General features: G+C 70.6%; 13 protein-coding genes. 3 read left to right on the top strand and 10 right to left on the bottom strand.

All coding sequences use genetic code 11. The features are described from left to right. The first annotated feature begins 1 nt into the window (after position 1). Genes JL108_RS17005 through JL108_RS16995 form a run of 3 tightly spaced genes read left to right on the top strand, consistent with a single transcriptional unit; the run spans position 2 to position 2316 of the window. Positions 2-922: a sucrase ferredoxin gene (locus JL108_RS17005; protein ID WP_205199332.1), complete on the top strand. Its 921-nt coding sequence runs from the start codon at positions 2-4 to the stop codon at positions 920-922. Between the two features lies 1 nt (position 923). After that, positions 924-1805, top strand: coding sequence for a hypothetical protein (locus tag JL108_RS17000; protein WP_205199331.1), 882 nt, complete (start codon positions 924-926; stop codon positions 1803-1805). Between the two features lie 10 nt (positions 1806-1815). Then, entirely contained in the window at positions 1816-2316 is a 501-nt protein-coding gene (locus tag JL108_RS16995) for a hypothetical protein (protein WP_205199330.1), read from the top strand. A gap of 4 nt (positions 2317-2320) precedes the next feature. Here JL108_RS16995 and JL108_RS16990 read toward each other — a convergent pair whose 3' ends face one another. From JL108_RS16990 to JL108_RS16945, 10 genes are all read right to left on the bottom strand, one after another. Beyond that, a complete protein-coding gene (locus JL108_RS16990) occupies positions 2321-2629 on the bottom strand; it encodes a metal-sensitive transcriptional regulator (protein WP_143914550.1) in 309 nt (102 codons plus the stop codon). Between the two features lie 4 nt (positions 2630-2633). Next, positions 2634-4709, bottom strand: coding sequence for a heavy metal translocating P-type ATPase (locus tag JL108_RS16985; RefSeq protein ID WP_205199329.1), 2076 nt, complete (start codon positions 4707-4709; stop codon positions 2634-2636). A gap of 12 nt (positions 4710-4721) precedes the next feature. Beyond that, positions 4722-7004: a cation-translocating P-type ATPase gene (locus JL108_RS16980; protein WP_205199328.1), complete on the bottom strand. Its 2283-nt coding sequence runs from the start codon at positions 7002-7004 to the stop codon at positions 4722-4724. Continuing rightward, positions 6964-7908 (bottom strand): heavy-metal-associated domain-containing protein, encoded by a 945-nt coding sequence (locus JL108_RS16975; protein WP_205199327.1) that lies wholly within the window; start codon positions 7906-7908, stop codon positions 6964-6966. Before JL108_RS16975 ends, JL108_RS16980 begins: the two co-directional genes overlap by 41 nt. 1 nt (position 7909) lies before the next feature. Continuing rightward, complete coding sequence (locus JL108_RS16970; protein WP_143914553.1) at positions 7910-8119, bottom strand: heavy-metal-associated domain-containing protein; 210 nt, start codon at positions 8117-8119, stop codon at positions 7910-7912. Between the two features lie 250 nt (positions 8120-8369). Further along, positions 8370-9152, bottom strand: a complete 783-nt coding sequence (locus JL108_RS16965; RefSeq protein ID WP_205199326.1) for a hypothetical protein — start codon at positions 9150-9152, stop codon at positions 8370-8372. A gap of 11 nt (positions 9153-9163) precedes the next feature. Further along, positions 9164-10606 carry a polysaccharide deacetylase family protein gene (locus tag JL108_RS16960; RefSeq protein WP_205199325.1) on the bottom strand — a complete coding sequence of 481 codons (1443 nt, stop codon included), beginning with the start codon at positions 10604-10606 and terminating at the stop codon, positions 9164-9166. A 9-nt stretch (positions 10607-10615) separates the two neighbouring features. Next, on the bottom strand, positions 10616-12424 hold the full coding sequence (gene glmS, locus JL108_RS16955) for a glutamine--fructose-6-phosphate transaminase (isomerizing) (RefSeq protein ID WP_205199324.1): 1809 nt from the start codon (positions 12422-12424) through the stop codon (positions 10616-10618). Then, a complete protein-coding gene (locus tag JL108_RS16950) occupies positions 12424-13422 on the bottom strand; it encodes an NAD-dependent epimerase/dehydratase family protein (RefSeq protein WP_205199323.1) in 999 nt (332 codons plus the stop codon). The genes glmS and JL108_RS16950 overlap by 1 nt, the downstream gene beginning before the upstream one ends. Next, the gene (locus JL108_RS16945) at positions 13419-14759 is read right to left on the bottom strand and encodes a nucleotide sugar dehydrogenase (RefSeq protein ID WP_205199322.1); all 1341 of its coding nucleotides are present in this window, start codon (positions 14757-14759) and stop codon (positions 13419-13421) included. Before JL108_RS16945 ends, JL108_RS16950 begins: the two co-directional genes overlap by 4 nt. Positions 14760-14945: the final 186 nt, after the last annotated feature.

Raw genomic sequence — 14945 nt, 5'->3', positions numbered from 1 at the left:
GGTGACGACCGACCAGTTCTTCTGCGCACAGGCTGCCGACGACCGCGGGGATCCGATGGCGGGGACGGCGCCGCGCGGCACGTACTGGATCCTCATCGAGCACCGCGGAGGCTGGCCGGTCAACGGTTTCGACGGCCTCGATCTCGACCCGCAGGTGCACGCGGCCGTGTTCGCGGCGGCCCAGGCGCGCCGGGCCCGCATCCTGCTGATCCGCCGTCACGGCCGCCGCCGGCGCGAGGGGCCGGGGCGTTGGGCGGTGCTCCATCGCGCTGGGAGCGACCGCCTGCGGCAGCACTGGGGCACCTGGCGCGAGGAACGTGATCTGCTGGGCATCGTGCGCGTATTGGACGAGCCCGCCGAGCTCACCGCCCACGGGCCCCACGATCCCGTCGTGCTGGTCTGTGCCCACGGCCTGCACGATGTCTGCTGCGCGGTCCGCGGACGCCCGGTGGCCGAGGCATTGAGTGGGCGGTGGCCCGATCTGGTGTGGGAATGCACGCACGTCGGGGGCGACCGCTTCGCGGCGAACATCCTCGTGGTGCCCGACGGTGTCTACTACGGGCGTCTCGACGCCGCATCGGCCGTCGAGGTCGTGACGGGGCATCTGGCCGACCGCATCGACGCGCGCTACCTGCGGGGCTACACCGATCTCGTTCCCGTCGAGCAGGTCGCGGTCGCCGCCGCGCTGGAGTCGCAAGGCCCCGCGGGACGCGACGACTACTCCATCGTCTCCGCCTCGCGCGACGCAGGCCGCTGGACCATCCACGTCGCCAGCCGTGTTCCCGGACGTGACGTGCTCGCGGTCGACATCGACGTCACGAACTCGCCACCGCGTCAGCTCACCTGCCGGGGCACGGCGCAGGCCTCCGCGCTCGTCCACACCGTCGCCGCGGTGCGACCGGTTCCGCGCGAGGGCCACTGACATGGGCACGTCCGCCCGGGCACCCCGATGGCAGATCCTCGCCGCGATCGCGGTGGCCGTGGGCTCGATCGCCGTACCGGTAGCGCTGGAGATGTCGCCGCTGCGGGCGGGTGCCATAGCCACCGCGGCGATCGTGCTGACCTATGGCATGCGAGGCCGGGATCGTCCCCGCCGTGATCTCCTGATGGGCATGACCCTGGTGGTGCTCGTCGGCCCGCTGCTGGCCGTCCAGGGCGAGCCGCTGCTGGGTCTCAGCTGGTGCGGAGTGGTCCCGCTCGGCTATCTGCTGCGACGCGAGCGAGAGGCCCGCCGAGACCCGGCGATGCTGGATCGGACCTGGACGGGATGGCGCGCTCGGCTGGCGGTGGCGCTCCTCGTCGCGGGCATGCTCGGTTCGCTCGTCTACGTGGCCGCCACCGTCCGCTCCTGGAACGACCTGATCTCGGCTGCCGGCCCCGCGGCGGCTGTGGCCATCGCCGGCCTGCTCGGATCCCTGATCGTCCTCGGCAAGCGGCTGTGGCTGCGTCGGGCGACCCGGCGGTGGTATGCCGCCGCGCGGTCGAGGGTGGAGCCGGCGTTGGCGGAGCTGCGGCGGGAGCAGGCGATCGCCCGCGAGGAACGTGAGACCGGTGCCGACGACGCGTCGCTCGTCGCGGCGGCCGATCACGCGGGGATGGCCCTGCTGTTCCTGGACTCGGGCCCGCGCTTGGAGGCCGTGCACGAGATCGCGGAACTGGCGGCCGTCGCCTCACGGGACGGCTGGAACAGAGCGGCTCCGCTGACGCGGGCCATTCGGCGCATGGAGCGTCTGGGGCGTCGCGGCGCGCGCCTTCGTCACGGTGTCGATGTCGAGATCGACCGGCCGTCACCAGACGTCCGTTAGAGAGGAGACCATGACTTCCAGCAGACGTGGGACCGCGTCCTTGGTCACCGCGACCGCGATGGTGGCGCTGCTCGCCGCATGCGGGGGCGATTCGGACGACGACGGCGGCGCGACCCCGCAGGACGAGGCCACGGAGACGGAGAACACCGAGACGCAGGACGCTTCGGACACGATCGAGGTGCAGCCGACCGGCGACGGTCCGATCGGCTTGACGACCGCCGGCACTCCGGCCGGGGAGGCCGCGTCGGTCAGCGGCAAGCTCATCGTCGGGCCCGGTGGATGTCTGTCCATGACGGCCGACCGCCAGCCCGAGCTGGTGGTCTTCGAGGACGGTGCCGAGTTCACCCTCCGTGGCGACCGGCCCTCGGTCACCACCGATGATCTGGGCACCGTCCAGGTCGGCGAGCCGGTGGAGCTGACGGCGGTCTCGGTCGATCGCGCCGATATCAGCGGGATCCCTCAGCGATGCTCGAACGGCACCGCCGACACCGTGGTCGTGGTGACCGGCTGATCGGTCAGGACTTGACGAGCCGGGCGATGGCGGCCGAGGCCTCCTTGATCTTCTGCTCGGCCTCCGGACCGCCGGCCTTCGCCGCGTCCACGACGCAGTGCTTGAGGTGATCGTCGAGCAGGCCGAGGGCGACATTCTCCAGAGCGCTGGTGAGCGCGCTGATCTGCGTGAGGATGTCGATGCAGTAGGTGTCCTCGTCGATCATCCGGTGGATGCCGCGAGCCTGCCCCTCGATGCGTTTGAGGCGGGCAAGGTAGCGAGCCTTGTCGTCGATATAGCCGTGAGCGTGAGCGCCCTCGTGCGAAGCGGTCATGATGTCATCCTCCGGGACGGTGGTTCGAAGAGGTCAAGAAGGCGGCGGCGCTGCTCCGCGGGCGCAGGTCGAGTCGCCTCAACAGCTGGGCGTTCAGTGCGACCACGACGGTGGAGGCCGACATGAGTATCGCACCGACGCTCATCGGCAGGACGAAGCCGACCGGGGCCAGTACGCCGGCCGCCAGGGGGACGGCGAGCAGGTTGTATCCCGCCGCCCACCACAGGTTCTGCTTCATCTTGCGGTACGTGGCGCGCGAGAGCTCCACGATCGAGAGCACCGAGCGCGGATCGGAGGAGGCCAGCACCACGCCGGCGGAGCCGATCGCCACGTCGGTGCCCGCACCGATGGCGATGCCGACATCGGCCTGCGCCAGTGCGGGAGCGTCGTTGACGCCGTCGCCGACCATGGCCACCCGGTGGCCTTCGTGCTGCAGCTCGGCGACCTTCGCCGCCTTGTCCTCGGGACGGACGCCTGCGAAGACCCGGTCGATGCCGAGCTCACCGGCCACCTGATCGGCCACGGCCTGCGCATCCCCGGTGATCATGACGACCTGCGCCCCGATCGCGTGCAAGGCGTCGACGGCCTCGTGGGACTCCTCGCGCACCTCGTCCGCCAGCCGCAGCGCGCCGATGACCTCGTCGCCGGCGAGCACATGCAGGATGATCGCGCCCTGCTCGCGCCAGGTCTCGGCCACCGGCAGCTCGTCCAGCTCGTGCTGGTCGAGGAGGTACGGACCGCCGACGCGGACCACGGTGTCGCCGACCGTGGCCTCGACGCCGACGGCGGGGGAGGAGGAGAAGTCACGTGCGGCGGGCACCTCCAGCTCACGGTCGCCGGCGGCGCGGACGATCGCCTCGGCCAGCGGGTGCTCGCTGCCGGACTCCGCTGCCGCGGCGAGAGCCAGCACGCCGTGCTCGTCTCGTCCGGAGACCGCCTCGACCGCCGTCACCGTGGGCTCGCCCTTGGTGAGGGTGCCGGTCTTGTCGAAGAGCACCGCGTCGACGGTGCGCATGGACTCCAACGCGAGCCGGTCCTTGATGAGCACGCCTCCGCGCGCGGCCCGTTCGGTGGCGATGGAGACGACGAGCGGGATCGCGAGCCCGAGGGCGTGCGGGCAGGCGATCACGAGGACGGTGATCGTGCGGACCACTGCGGAGTCGGGCATGCCGAGGAGGCTCCACACGATCGCCGTGATCGCCGCGGCACCGAGCGCGTACCAGAACAGCCAGGCGGCCGCGGTGTCCGCGATCCGCTGGGCCCGCGAGGACGACGCCTGGGCATCGGACACCAGCCGGCGGATGCCGGCCAGCGCCGTGTCGTCTCCGATCGCGGTGACCTCGACGCGGAGACCGGAGTCGGTGGCGACGGTGCCGGCGACCACCTGATCGCCGGTCTCCCGGCGTACCGGAGCCGATTCGCCGGTCACCATCGACTCGTCCATGCTGGCGCTGCCGTCGACGATCCGTCCGTCGGCGGGCACCGAGGCCCCGGGGCGGACGACGACCACGTCGCCGACCGCGAGGTCAGCGGGCGCGACGGTGACGATGTCGTCGCCCTCCACTCGTTCGGCCTCATCGGGCAGCAGCGCGGCCAGTGAGTCGAGCGCCGAGGTGGTCTGCGCCAGGGAGCGCATCTCGATCCAGTGTCCGAGCAGCATGATGACGACCAGCAGCGCCAGCTCCCACCAGAAGTCCAGCTCGTGATGCAGCAGGTGCAGGCTCGCGCCCCACGAGGCCACGAACGCCACGGTGATCGCCAAGGCGATGAGCAGCATCATGCCGGGCTGCCGGGAGCGGATCTCGCTCACGCCGCCGGTGAGGAACGGGCGGCCTCCCCAGACGTACATGACGGTGCCGAGAACGGGCGAGACCCACCGCACCCAGCCGGCGTCGGCGAGCTCGTAGCCGATGAGGTTGGCGAACATCGCATTGAAGCCGACGACCGGCACGGCCAGGACGACCATGATCCAGAACAGCCGGCGGAACTGGCCGACGTGGTCGTGATGGTCGTGGTGCTCGCCGTGGCCCATATCGTCGTGCTGGGTGTGATCGTGCTCGTCGTGGTGTGTCATCGTCATAGGGTCGACCTCCTAGCGTGCGATGCCCGTGAACGTGCGCAGGCGCAGGCTGTTGCTCACCACGAAGACGCTGGAGAGCGCCATGGCCGCTCCGGCGAGCATGGGATTGAGCAGCCCGAAGGCGGCCAGCGGGATCGCGGCGGTGTTATAGGCGAAGGCCCAGAACAGATTGGTCTTGATCGTGCGCAACGTCCGGCGGGCGAGCGCGATCGCATCGGCGGCGGCCCGCAGGTCGCCCCGGACGAGCGTGATGTCGGCAGCCTCGATCGCGACATCGGTGCCCGTCCCCATCGCGAGGCCCAGATCGGCCTGCGCGAGCGCGGGGGCGTCGTTGACGCCGTCGCCGACCATCGCCACGACCTTGCCCTCGTCCTGCAGCCGCGCGACGAGGTCGACCTTGTCCTGCGGCATGACCTCGGCGATGACCCGCTCGATGCCGACCTCGGCAGCGACCTGCTCCGCGACGGCCCGGTTGTCCCCGGTCAACAGCACCGGGGTCAGACCCAGCTCCTTGAACCGGGCGACCGCCTCCGAGCTGGTCGGCTTGATCTGATCGGACACGACGAGCACGCCACGGGCGCGGCCGTCCCAGCCGACGGCGATCGCGGTCCTGCCCTCAGCCTCGGCGTCCTGCTTGGCCCGGCGCAGATCCTCGTCGAGGGGCTGTGCCCACTCATCGAGGAGCGCCTCGCGCCCGGCGATCACGGCATGGCCCTCGACGACGCCCTGCACGCCGCGGCCCTCGATGTTCTCGAAGGACTCGGGCACCGGCAGGTCGCCGAGCTCATCACGCGCCCCCGTGGCGATCGCCTGCGCGATGGGATGCTCCGAGGCGTCCTCCAGGGTGCCTGCCAGGCGCAGCAGGTCGGCGCGCTCGACCCCCGCTGCGGCGATGACATCGGTCAGCGTCATCCTCCCGGCGGTGACCGTGCCGGTCTTGTCCAGCACGATCGTGTCCACCCGGCGCGTGGACTCGAGGATCTCCGGACCCTTGATGAGCACGCCGAGCTGTGCGCCCCGGCCGGTCCCGACCAGCAGGGCCGTGGGCGTCGCGAGTCCGAGAGCGCAGGGGCAGGCGATGATCAGCACCGCCACGGCGGCCGTGAACCCCGCTGAGAGCGGGAAGCCGGCGCCGATCCAGGCGCCCAGCGTGGCGACGGCGACAGCGATCGCGATGGGAACGAACACGCCCGACACCCGGTCGGCGAGCCTTTGGATCTCGGCCTTGCCCGACTGGGCGTCCTCGACCATCCGGGCCATCTGCGCCAACTGGGTGTCGGACCCGACACGGGTCGCCTCGACCACGAGCCGGCCCCCGGCGTTGACGGTCGCGCCGGTCACCGTGTCGCCCTCAGCGACCTCGACGGGGACCGACTCGCCGGTCAGCATCGAGGCGTCGATCGCGGAGTTGCCCGAGACGATCACGCCATCGGCGGCGAGCTTCTCGCCGGGCCGGACGACGAACTCGTCCCCGACGGACAGCTGCTCGACCGGGACCCGCTGCTCCCGGCCGTCGCGCAGGATCGAGACCTCCTTGGCGCCGAGTTCCAGCAGCGCCCGCAGCGCGGCACCGGCGCGACGCTTGGACCGCTTCTCGAAGTAGCGGCCCATCAGGATGAAGGTGATGACCCCCGCCGCGACCTCGAGATAGATGTGGCCGAGTCCGTCGGTGCGCGAGATCGTCAGCTCGAAGGGATGCACCACTCCGGGTTCGCCGGCGGTGCCGAAGAACAGTGCGACGATCGACCACAGCATCGCCGCGGTCGTGCCGACGGAGATGAGCGTGTCCATGGTGGCCGCGCCGTGCCGGAGGTTCATGAACGCCGCGCGGTGGAACGGCCAGCCGGCCCAGACCACGACCGGTGCGGCCAGCACGAGGGAGGCGAAGCCCCAATAGTCGAACTGCAGCGCGGGGATCATCGCCATCGCGATGACCGGGACGCTGAGGATCGCCGATCCGATCAGCCGCTGGCGCAGGCCGCGCAGCTCGGCATCCTCCGGCGACTCACCGGGTTCATCCTCATCGCGCGGGGGAGCGGGCAGCTCGGCGGTGTAGCCGGTTTTCTCGACCTCCGCGATCAGCAGCTGCGGGTCCAGGCCGGCCGGCCCGGTCACGCTGGCCTTCTCGGTCGCGTAGTTGACGCTGGCGGTGACCCCGTCGAGCTTGTTGAGCTTCTTCTCGATGCGGTTGGCACAGGACGCGCAGGTCATGCCGCCGATCCGCAGCTCGATGCTGCCGGTGTCGACGATGTCCTCAGTGGTCATGGTCGCCTCCGTTCGCGTGGTCGTCGTCATGACCGTCGGTGTGGTCCGTCGTGTCGATCACGAGGGGAGCGGTGCGCACCTCGCCGCCGATGCGGAAGTCCAGGTAGAGCAGGTAGCGCCCCGGGGTCGGCGCGGTGGCCTCGAAGACGATCTCCGGGCCGGACGTCTCACCGGTCTCGGGCACATCCCCGTGGGGATGGACGTGCAGATAGGCGAGGTCGCCCTCGCGCAGCGCCACCAGATGGCCGAAGGCGCCGAGATAAGGCTCCAGGTCGGTGACGGCCTCGTCGTCGCGGGTGATCGTCATCGTCAGCTCGGTCGACTCGCCGGCGACCAGCTCGCCGGCGACCTCCACGGTGTAGCCGTCGACGGTCGTGCTGGCCGTGGGGTGGGCCGGGACGGGAGAGTAGTCGCCCGCGACCTGGGCAGTGGTCGAGAGGGTGAGCCCGTCGCCGGTGGCGGCGGGGACGAAGTCGGCGATCACCCGGTAGGTGCCGCCGGCGGTCCACTCCCAGGGGAGGGACCAGGTGCCGTCCTCGGCGCGCTCGGGGTGGACGTGGCGGAACAGCTGTCCGTCGGCGCGCACGACGATCAGGTGCAGTTCCTTCTCGTGCTCCACGTCGAAGTCGGTGACCGGTTCGCCTTGGGGATCGATGACGACGAGGGACAGCGCGCCCTCCTCGCCGACGGTGCCCGGTGAGGTGACCTCGGCGAGCCGGTAGCCGTCCTGGGCGAGGCCGAGCCCCGGCGCCGTCTCGTGGGCGTCAGAGCCACCGTGTGACGCCGGGGCGTCGTGGCCGCCGTGTCCCTCGGTGTCCTGCGCCCAGCCCTCTGCGGCATCGTCGGGGACGACCGCGCTCGCGGTGGCGAAGGCCACGGCGAACACGGCGATGAGACCGACGCCGTACAGGCCGAGTCGTGCCGGGGCCCGCACGTCAGGCCCGGGCCGCTTGGTAGCCGGCCTCGTCGACCGCGGCGATCACCGCGGCATCGTCGACCGGTTGATCGGCGGTCACGGCCAGTCGGCCCGTGGCGGCGCTGACCTCGATGCCGGTGACGCCGGGGACCTGCGAGACCTCCTCGCGGACGGCGCCTTCGCAGTGTCCGCAGCTCATGCCGGTCACCTGGTACTCGGTCGTGCTCATGGTCGGCTCCTCTCGGTGGATGCGATGAAGCCTACGCTATACCCCTATGGGGTATTGAACAAGGTGAGTGCAGGTCTATCAGGTGGCGGGGGCTGATGTCGATGCGTTGCGGCGGCCATGGCGACCCCAACGCATCGATATCGGTACGGCTCTGCCCGGAACTCGATGCGTACGGGTCGCGCGAGGGACCGCAACGCATCATGATCTGTCCCTGCTCGCGGATCCCGGCGGGACGGCGAGGTGAGACGGGTCAACGGACCCGCGGATCGTCGTCGACGAGGCGGGTCCACGGGCCGTCCGGCACCTCGTCGGCCTCGACGAAGCGCCAGTCCACGCGCGACTGCAACATATCCAGACCGGCGAGATGCAGGCAGGCGTTGAGGGCGGGGGAGACGTCCATGCCCGCGCCGCGGAACTTGGTGGTCGAGGGCGGAGTGTCGTCCGCGCCGAATACATAGGCGGTGTCGTGATACTTCGCCGGCCCGGCGTCCGCGATCTGCCCGAAACAGGTCCGGTCACCGTGACGGATCTCGACCCAGCGGTTCTTCATCAGGCTGAACGCGGGATCGTCGACGTGCTCGGCGTACCCCGGATCGTGCGCCCACGGCACCACCTCGCCGCGCCAGGCGAAGCCGAGCTCGTCGTTGACGTCGTCATAGGGCAGGTCGAGATAGAAGGGATTCATCCGCGGCTCCATCGAACGAGGCCAGTAGCCGTCCGCGGCATGTCTCTGCTCCGTGTGGCATTCACGGCCGACCTGTTGGCCGTCGCAACCGCCGTAGTGCTCGATCCAGCGTGAGTCGTAGGTGGAGACACGCTGCGAACCGTCGGGGGCGTCCGGGTCGAGGATCTCGCCGACCCAGAAGGTCGCCGCGACGATATCGGTATGCCAGGGATAGCTGCGGGGCAGCGGACCCGGGTCGACGAACACCCCCGGCGGCTCAGGGGCAGCCGGCTCGGCCAGCAGAGATCGTGGCGGGCTCGTCAGCAGCAGTCCGAGGAGGACCATCACCACGGCGCCCGCCACACCCACGCGGCGACTTCTCACCCTTCAGTGTCCCCTTGCGGCTCGACCTGCGCGCTGACCGCCGGCGCTTCCTGGAGCCCGGATGCCTCCGTGGCCGCCTCGCCGGGAGGTGGCGCGTCCCGCGTGTCGTAGATCTCGACGTCATCGGTCGTGATCGTGCCGTTGGCGAACATGTTCAGCCCGAAGCTGATGCCGCTCATGCCCTCCGGGATCTCCGGCGTGGTCCACACGGCCTGGGCGTACGTCGCCGAGGCGGCGAACCACGGGCTGGAGGTCCAGTAGTGCCAGCCGCCGCCGGCGTCACGCAGGTAGACGGCGAACTGGGTGACCGCATCGGAGGTGTACCAGCTGCGCAGCGAGTAGGTGTGTCCTGGTGTGACCCCGGGGGCGCACTCGCCGAGGTCGAAGGCCTGGAGCCACTTCGCGTCGCCGTCGGTATAGCCGGAGACCGTCACCCGGGTGGCCTTCGTGCCGGTGTGTGCGGCATCGACGGTGCTGAGCTCGGCGGTGTTGGCGCCGTATCCGCCGCGCATCCAGCAGCGTGGTGTCCCGTCGGCGCCGATCTCTTCGGCCCCGCCGTTGACGACGCCGTTGCCGCCGCTCGGGACGGGGTCGATCGGCGGACCGGGAACGGTCGGCTTCGCGTCGCCGCCCACGGTGTCGCCCACGGTCTGCACGACTGTGCCCTGCGCCGCGCGCGGCTTCAGCCACTTGAGGAACTGCTCGAAGACCTTCGGCGTCACCGAGATCTCACAGCCGGAGGCGCAGACATTGTGGAAGGTGATCGGCACCCAGCCGCCCGTCCGCTCGGCGCGCGTGACCATGCCCTTGAGGTCGGCGAGCTTCCACGAGGTCTCCACCTGCGGCGGGGCCCGGAGCTCGAAGGGGTCCGGTGGCGGCACGGACTCGGCGTTGATCTTGTTCTTGCCGCGCTTCATGTCGAGGTCGCCGAGCCCGCGGGCGCTGTTGTAGCCGCAGTCGACGACCGCCTGCTTCGCGATGTCGTTGACCGCCGCGAAGGGGTAGGCGAAGCTGCGGACGGACAGGCCGGCCTCGCTCAGGCGGACGCGGTCGTAGCAGACCTGGCGGGTGGCCTCGGCCGCCGAGAGCGTCGTGAGGTCCGGATGCGAGACGGTGTGACCGCCGATCTCGTGGCCCTTGGCCGCGATCGCTGTGACCTGGTCCATCGTGAAATAGCCGGGAGCACCGAGATAGCCCGAGGGGATGTAGAAGGTGCCTTTCATGCCGTACGTGTCCAGCAGGTCGACCGCGGCCTGCTGGTTGGCGTTGCCGTCGTCGAAGGTGAGGCTGACGATCGTGCGCGGCGCGGCATCGGCCGGTTCCATCGCGGGCGTGGTCAGCCAGGCCGTCGCGATGGCGGTCAGGCCGGCGAGCACCAGCGCGACGAGCTGCGTGGGCGTACGCCGTCTTCTCGGGAGTGTGAGGGAGGAGCTGGGCATGGTGGTCTCCTATTCGACCGTGACCGACTTGGCGAGATTGCGCGGCTTGTCGACATCGCGGCCCAGAGCGACAGCGAGTTCACGCGCGATGATCTGCAGGGCGACGACCGAGGCGAGGGGCCCGAGCCAGTCGACCGTGGTGTCCAGGGCGCCGGCCAGCGGAGAGCCCAGCGCGGGCACGGAGGTCCCGTGGCCGCCGATCGAGGTGATCTCGGCTCCGCGAGCGCTCACCTCGGCGATCGTGGCGTGCATCCGGGCGCTGCCGTCGTCGACGACGATGACCGGGGTGCCGTGCTCGACGAGTGCCAGCGGACCGTGCTTCAGCTCGCCCGCGGCGTGACTCTCGGCCCAGCGGTAGGTGAGCTCCTTGAGCTTCAGGGCTCCCTCATCGGCGTAGATCCGTCCGGGCCCGCGGCCGAGGAAGACGTAGCCGGAGGCCTTCGTGAGTCCTTCGAGCACCTGGGGGACGGTGCGCCGTGACGCGCCGATCGCCTGGGCGAGGGCGTCGGGGACCCGGTCGAGGTCGCGGACCAGGCGTTGCGCCCGCTGCTGCTCGACCGCGCCGCTGCACCCGAGGAGGGACAGCACGACACAGGTGCCCCCGAGCACCTGGGCGACGAAGGTCTTGGTGGCCGCGACTCCGATCTCCGGGCCCGCGTGGCACATCATGACCGCCTCGGCGCGGCGAGCCAGCGCCGAGTGGGGATTGTTGGTGAGCGCGACGACGGCATGGCCTCGTCCGTGCAGGATGTCGAGAGCCGTCAGCACGTCGGCGGTCTCGCCGGACTGGCTGAGGACCAGGGCGAGGCTGCCCGGGACCGTGGCCGTCGACGTGAGCTCGCTCGCCTCCACGGCAGCGAAGGGGATGGACCCGAGCCGGGCGAGGAGATCGGCGACGACCCGCCCGGCGTTGAGGGACGTGCCGCAGCCCACCACCGTCACGTGGCGGGGGAGCGGCAGGGAGAACGAGGGCCACAGGCCGTGCAGGATCGATCCCGACCAGGTGGTGATGAGACGCTCGGCCACAGCGGGCTGTTGTTCGATCTCCTTGGCCATGAAGTCCGGATACAGGCCCAGCGACAGGTCGGCGACCCCCACGGAGCAGGCGACAGCGGGCGGGGGAGCGACCGGCACGCCGCCGCGATGCCACGGCAGTCCAGCTCGCAGCCGCACCACGTCCCCGTCGTCGAGCACGTGATACCACTCCACCCAGGGCGCGATCGCGCCGATATCGCTCGCCGCGAAGACGCCGTCGGGACCTTCGGCGACCACGAGCGGCGACCCGTGACATGTCGCCACCAGCTCATCGGTGCGCGCGTCGAGCACCACGAGCGCCCAGGATCCCCGGAGCCCGCCCACGACCCTTTCGACGGCCCCGGCGAGATCGGTGTCCTCGCTCATGGCCTCTTCGATCAGATGCGCGATCAGCTCGGAGTCGGTGTGCGAGACGATCGTGTGACCTGCGTCGGTCAGAGCACGTCGCAGTTCCGTCACATCCTCGAGGACACCGTTGTGGACCACCGCGACGCGCCCTGAGCAGTCGCGATGCGGATGCGCGTTGACCACGGAGACCTCTCCGTGGGTCGCCCAGCGCGTGTGGCCCAGGCCTGTCGTGGCGCTCACGGCAGGAGCCCACCCGGCCGCGCGACGTCCGAGGTCGTCGACCCGCTCGATCGAACGGAGGGCCTCCACATGGCCGTCGACAGCCGGTACCGCGATCCCGGCGGAGTCGTAGCCGCGGTACTCCAGGCGCTCGAGTGCCTCGACGAGCAGGGGCGCGACCGGGCTCCCGCCCGAGCACGCCACGATCCCGCACATCACCGGCTCGCCATCGTGCTGCCGGATCGCGACGATTGGCCGGCGACCCGACGGATGATCTCGTCCACGCGCGTGCGGGGGACGAATCCGATGAGCGACCCGGCCAGCGAGTTGTCCGGCACGCGCCGGCGCATGTCCTCGTATCCGGGCGCGTAGGCATCGGCATAGGGCACCAGCCGGATCGGGCTGTCGGAGGCGGTGACGTGTTTGATCCGCTCAGCCAACTCGAGGATGGAGACCTCCTCGGCGCCGCCGAGGTTCACCGCGAGTCCGTGGGTCGCCGGGTTCTCGACGAGGGCGACCAGCGCGGGGACGATATCGCCGACGAAGGAGAAACAGCGGGTCTGTCGCCCGTCGCCGTACACCGTCATCGGCTCGCCGCGCAGTGCCTGGCCGACGAGCCGCGGCAGGACCATGCCGTAACGGCCGGTCTGCCGCGGCCCGACGGTGTTGAACAACCGCACGATGGTGACCGGCAGGCCGAGCGACGACCAGTACGCGTGAGCGTAGGCCTCGTCGATGCCCTTCGCCGCAGCATAGGTCCACCGGGAGAGTAGGGGTGAGCCCAGGATGCGGTCGGCTCCCTCGTCGAGCCGGTCGGCGGTGTTCTTTCCGTACACCTCGCTCGTCGAGGCGAGCAGCATCGTGAGCCCCAGCTCGTGCGCCAGATCGACCACGTTCTCGGTTCCGTGGATGTTCGTGCGCAGACTGCGGAGGGGTTCGTCGATGATGAGGTGCACGCCGACGGCGGCGGCCAGGTGGAACACCCGGTCGGCGCCGGTCATCGCCCCGCGCAACAGGTCGCGGTCGAGGATCGATCCCTCGACGACCGTCAGGCGGGGATGCTCCGCGAGGGCCGCGAGGTTCTCGCGGCGTCCCGTGGAGAAGTCATCGACCACGACGACGTGGTCGCCTCGGTCGAGCAGGTACTCGGTCAGGTGGCTGCCGATGAAGCCCGCACCGCCGGTGACGACGCTGCGCCGGGTGCCGGCGCTCACAGCGCCACCCGATTCGCGAAGCCGCGGGCGCCGTAGGTGGCGTCCACGACGAGGGCGTCGCCGATCCAGGAGGTGTCGACCCCGGTGTGTGCGGTGTGCAGCAGTACCACCTCGGGGTCGAAGGCGCCGGGCTCGTCGACTCCGATCAGCTCGATACCGTCGGGCAGCGTGGCCACCGGGATATACGGATCGGTGTAGCCGACGATGGCACCGGCCTCGAGCAGGCTCTGCAGGATCTCCAGCGCGGGGGACTCCCGCAGATCGGCCACATCGGGCTTGTAGGTGATGCCCGAGACGAGAACGCGGGTGCCGGGCAGTCCCCTCCGCCGGGCGGAGAGCACGTCGCGGATGCGATCGACGACGCGTCCGGGCCGGCCGGCGATCTGCTGCATGGCGGTGGCGATCATCGGGGCGTCCATGCGTTCGCGGCGCAGCTGCCACAGCAGGTAGTGCGGATCGCAGGGGATGCAGTGGCCGCCGACTCCGGGTCCGGGGCGGAAGGCCATGTATCCGTAGGGCTTGGTGGCGGCGGCGTCGATGACATCGCCGACCTCCATCCCGAGGGTCCGGCAGATATCGGCGAACTCGTTGATCAGTGCGATGTTGACCGCACGAAAGGTGTTCTCCAGCAGTTTGGTCATCTCGGCCACGGCGAGCGACGAGACGCGGTGCACGCTCTCGGCATAGGAGCCCAGCACGTTCGCGGCGGCCTCCGTGCAGGCGGGTGTCGCCCCGGCGACGACGCGCGGCACGGTCTCGGTCTTGACGCCGGCGGACCCGGGGTCGATGCGCTCGGCGCTGAAGGCGACGTGCACGTCGTCTCCGGCCACGAGACCGCGGCGCAGCAGCGGGCGGACGAGCAGATCCTCCGTGCAGCCCACGTAGGTGGTGGAGGTCAGCATCAGCAGCTGGCCGGGCACCGCGTGGGCCACGACGGATGCGCAGGCCGCGCGCAGCAGGCTCAGGTCCGGCACGAGATGGCGGTCGACGGGCGTGGGGACGCAGACGATCACCGCACGGGCCCGGGAGAGCGCGGAGACGTCTGCGGTGAGGACGAATCCCGGGTCGTCCAGGGCGTGGCGCAGCCGCGTGCGGTCATCGGGCACGAGGTCGACCTCACCGGAGCGGATCGCGGTCAGCCGCGGGGCGGCGATGTCCAGGGCCACGACGCGGGTGCCGGCGTGGTGGTAGGCCAGCGCGGTCGGCAGTCCCACATAGCCGAGGCCGACGATCGCGACATCCGCGTCGAAGGAGGGTGTTGGTCGGGGCGGGTCCTCGATACGGCCGATACGGCGGCGGGTGAGGGCTCCCTGATCGGGAAGGTCGAGTGTGCTCATCGTCGTCTCTCCTACGCAGGTGATCGGGCGGCGGCGCCCGGTCGAGCGGATGGGGTCGCCGAGCACCGCCTGAGGCTCAACCTCGGGGAGGAGCGAAGGCCCGGTCAACGGCATCGGCGGAACGCTGTGGACTCCCGCAATCGATCCGCAAAGGCCCGCAATGGACCGCCATATGTCTTACGGTTC

Origin of the sequence: Aeromicrobium sp. YIM 150415, assembly GCF_016918125.1 — a bacterium.
Lineage (GTDB): Bacteria > Actinomycetota > Actinomycetes > Propionibacteriales > Nocardioidaceae > Aeromicrobium > Aeromicrobium piscarium.
This window is presented reverse-complemented; position numbering and strand designations above follow the sequence as displayed.

Excerpts from the sequence above, each read along its gene's own strand:
- JL108_RS16980 (WP_205199328.1), bottom strand. The coding sequence starts at position 7,004 with ATGACGACGACCACGCGAACGGAGGCGACCATGACCACTGAGGACATC.
- glmS (WP_205199324.1), bottom strand. The coding sequence starts at position 12,424 with ATGTGCGGGATCGTGGCGTGCTCGGGCGGGAGCCCGGTCGCGCCCCTG.
- JL108_RS16945 (WP_205199322.1), bottom strand. The coding sequence starts at position 14,759 with ATGAGCACACTCGACCTTCCCGATCAGGGAGCCCTCACCCGCCGCCGT.
- JL108_RS16990 (WP_143914550.1), bottom strand. The coding sequence starts at position 2,629 with ATGACCGCTTCGCACGAGGGCGCTCACGCTCACGGCTATATCGACGAC.
- JL108_RS17000 (WP_205199331.1), top strand. The coding sequence starts at position 924 with ATGGGCACGTCCGCCCGGGCACCCCGATGGCAGATCCTCGCCGCGATC.
- JL108_RS16960 (WP_205199325.1), bottom strand. The coding sequence starts at position 10,606 with ATGCCCAGCTCCTCCCTCACACTCCCGAGAAGACGGCGTACGCCCACG.
- JL108_RS16995 (WP_205199330.1), top strand. The coding sequence starts at position 1,816 with ATGACTTCCAGCAGACGTGGGACCGCGTCCTTGGTCACCGCGACCGCG.
- JL108_RS16970 (WP_143914553.1), bottom strand. The coding sequence starts at position 8,119 with ATGAGCACGACCGAGTACCAGGTGACCGGCATGAGCTGCGGACACTGC.
- JL108_RS16985 (WP_205199329.1), bottom strand. The coding sequence starts at position 4,709 with ATGACGATGACACACCACGACGAGCACGATCACACCCAGCACGACGAT.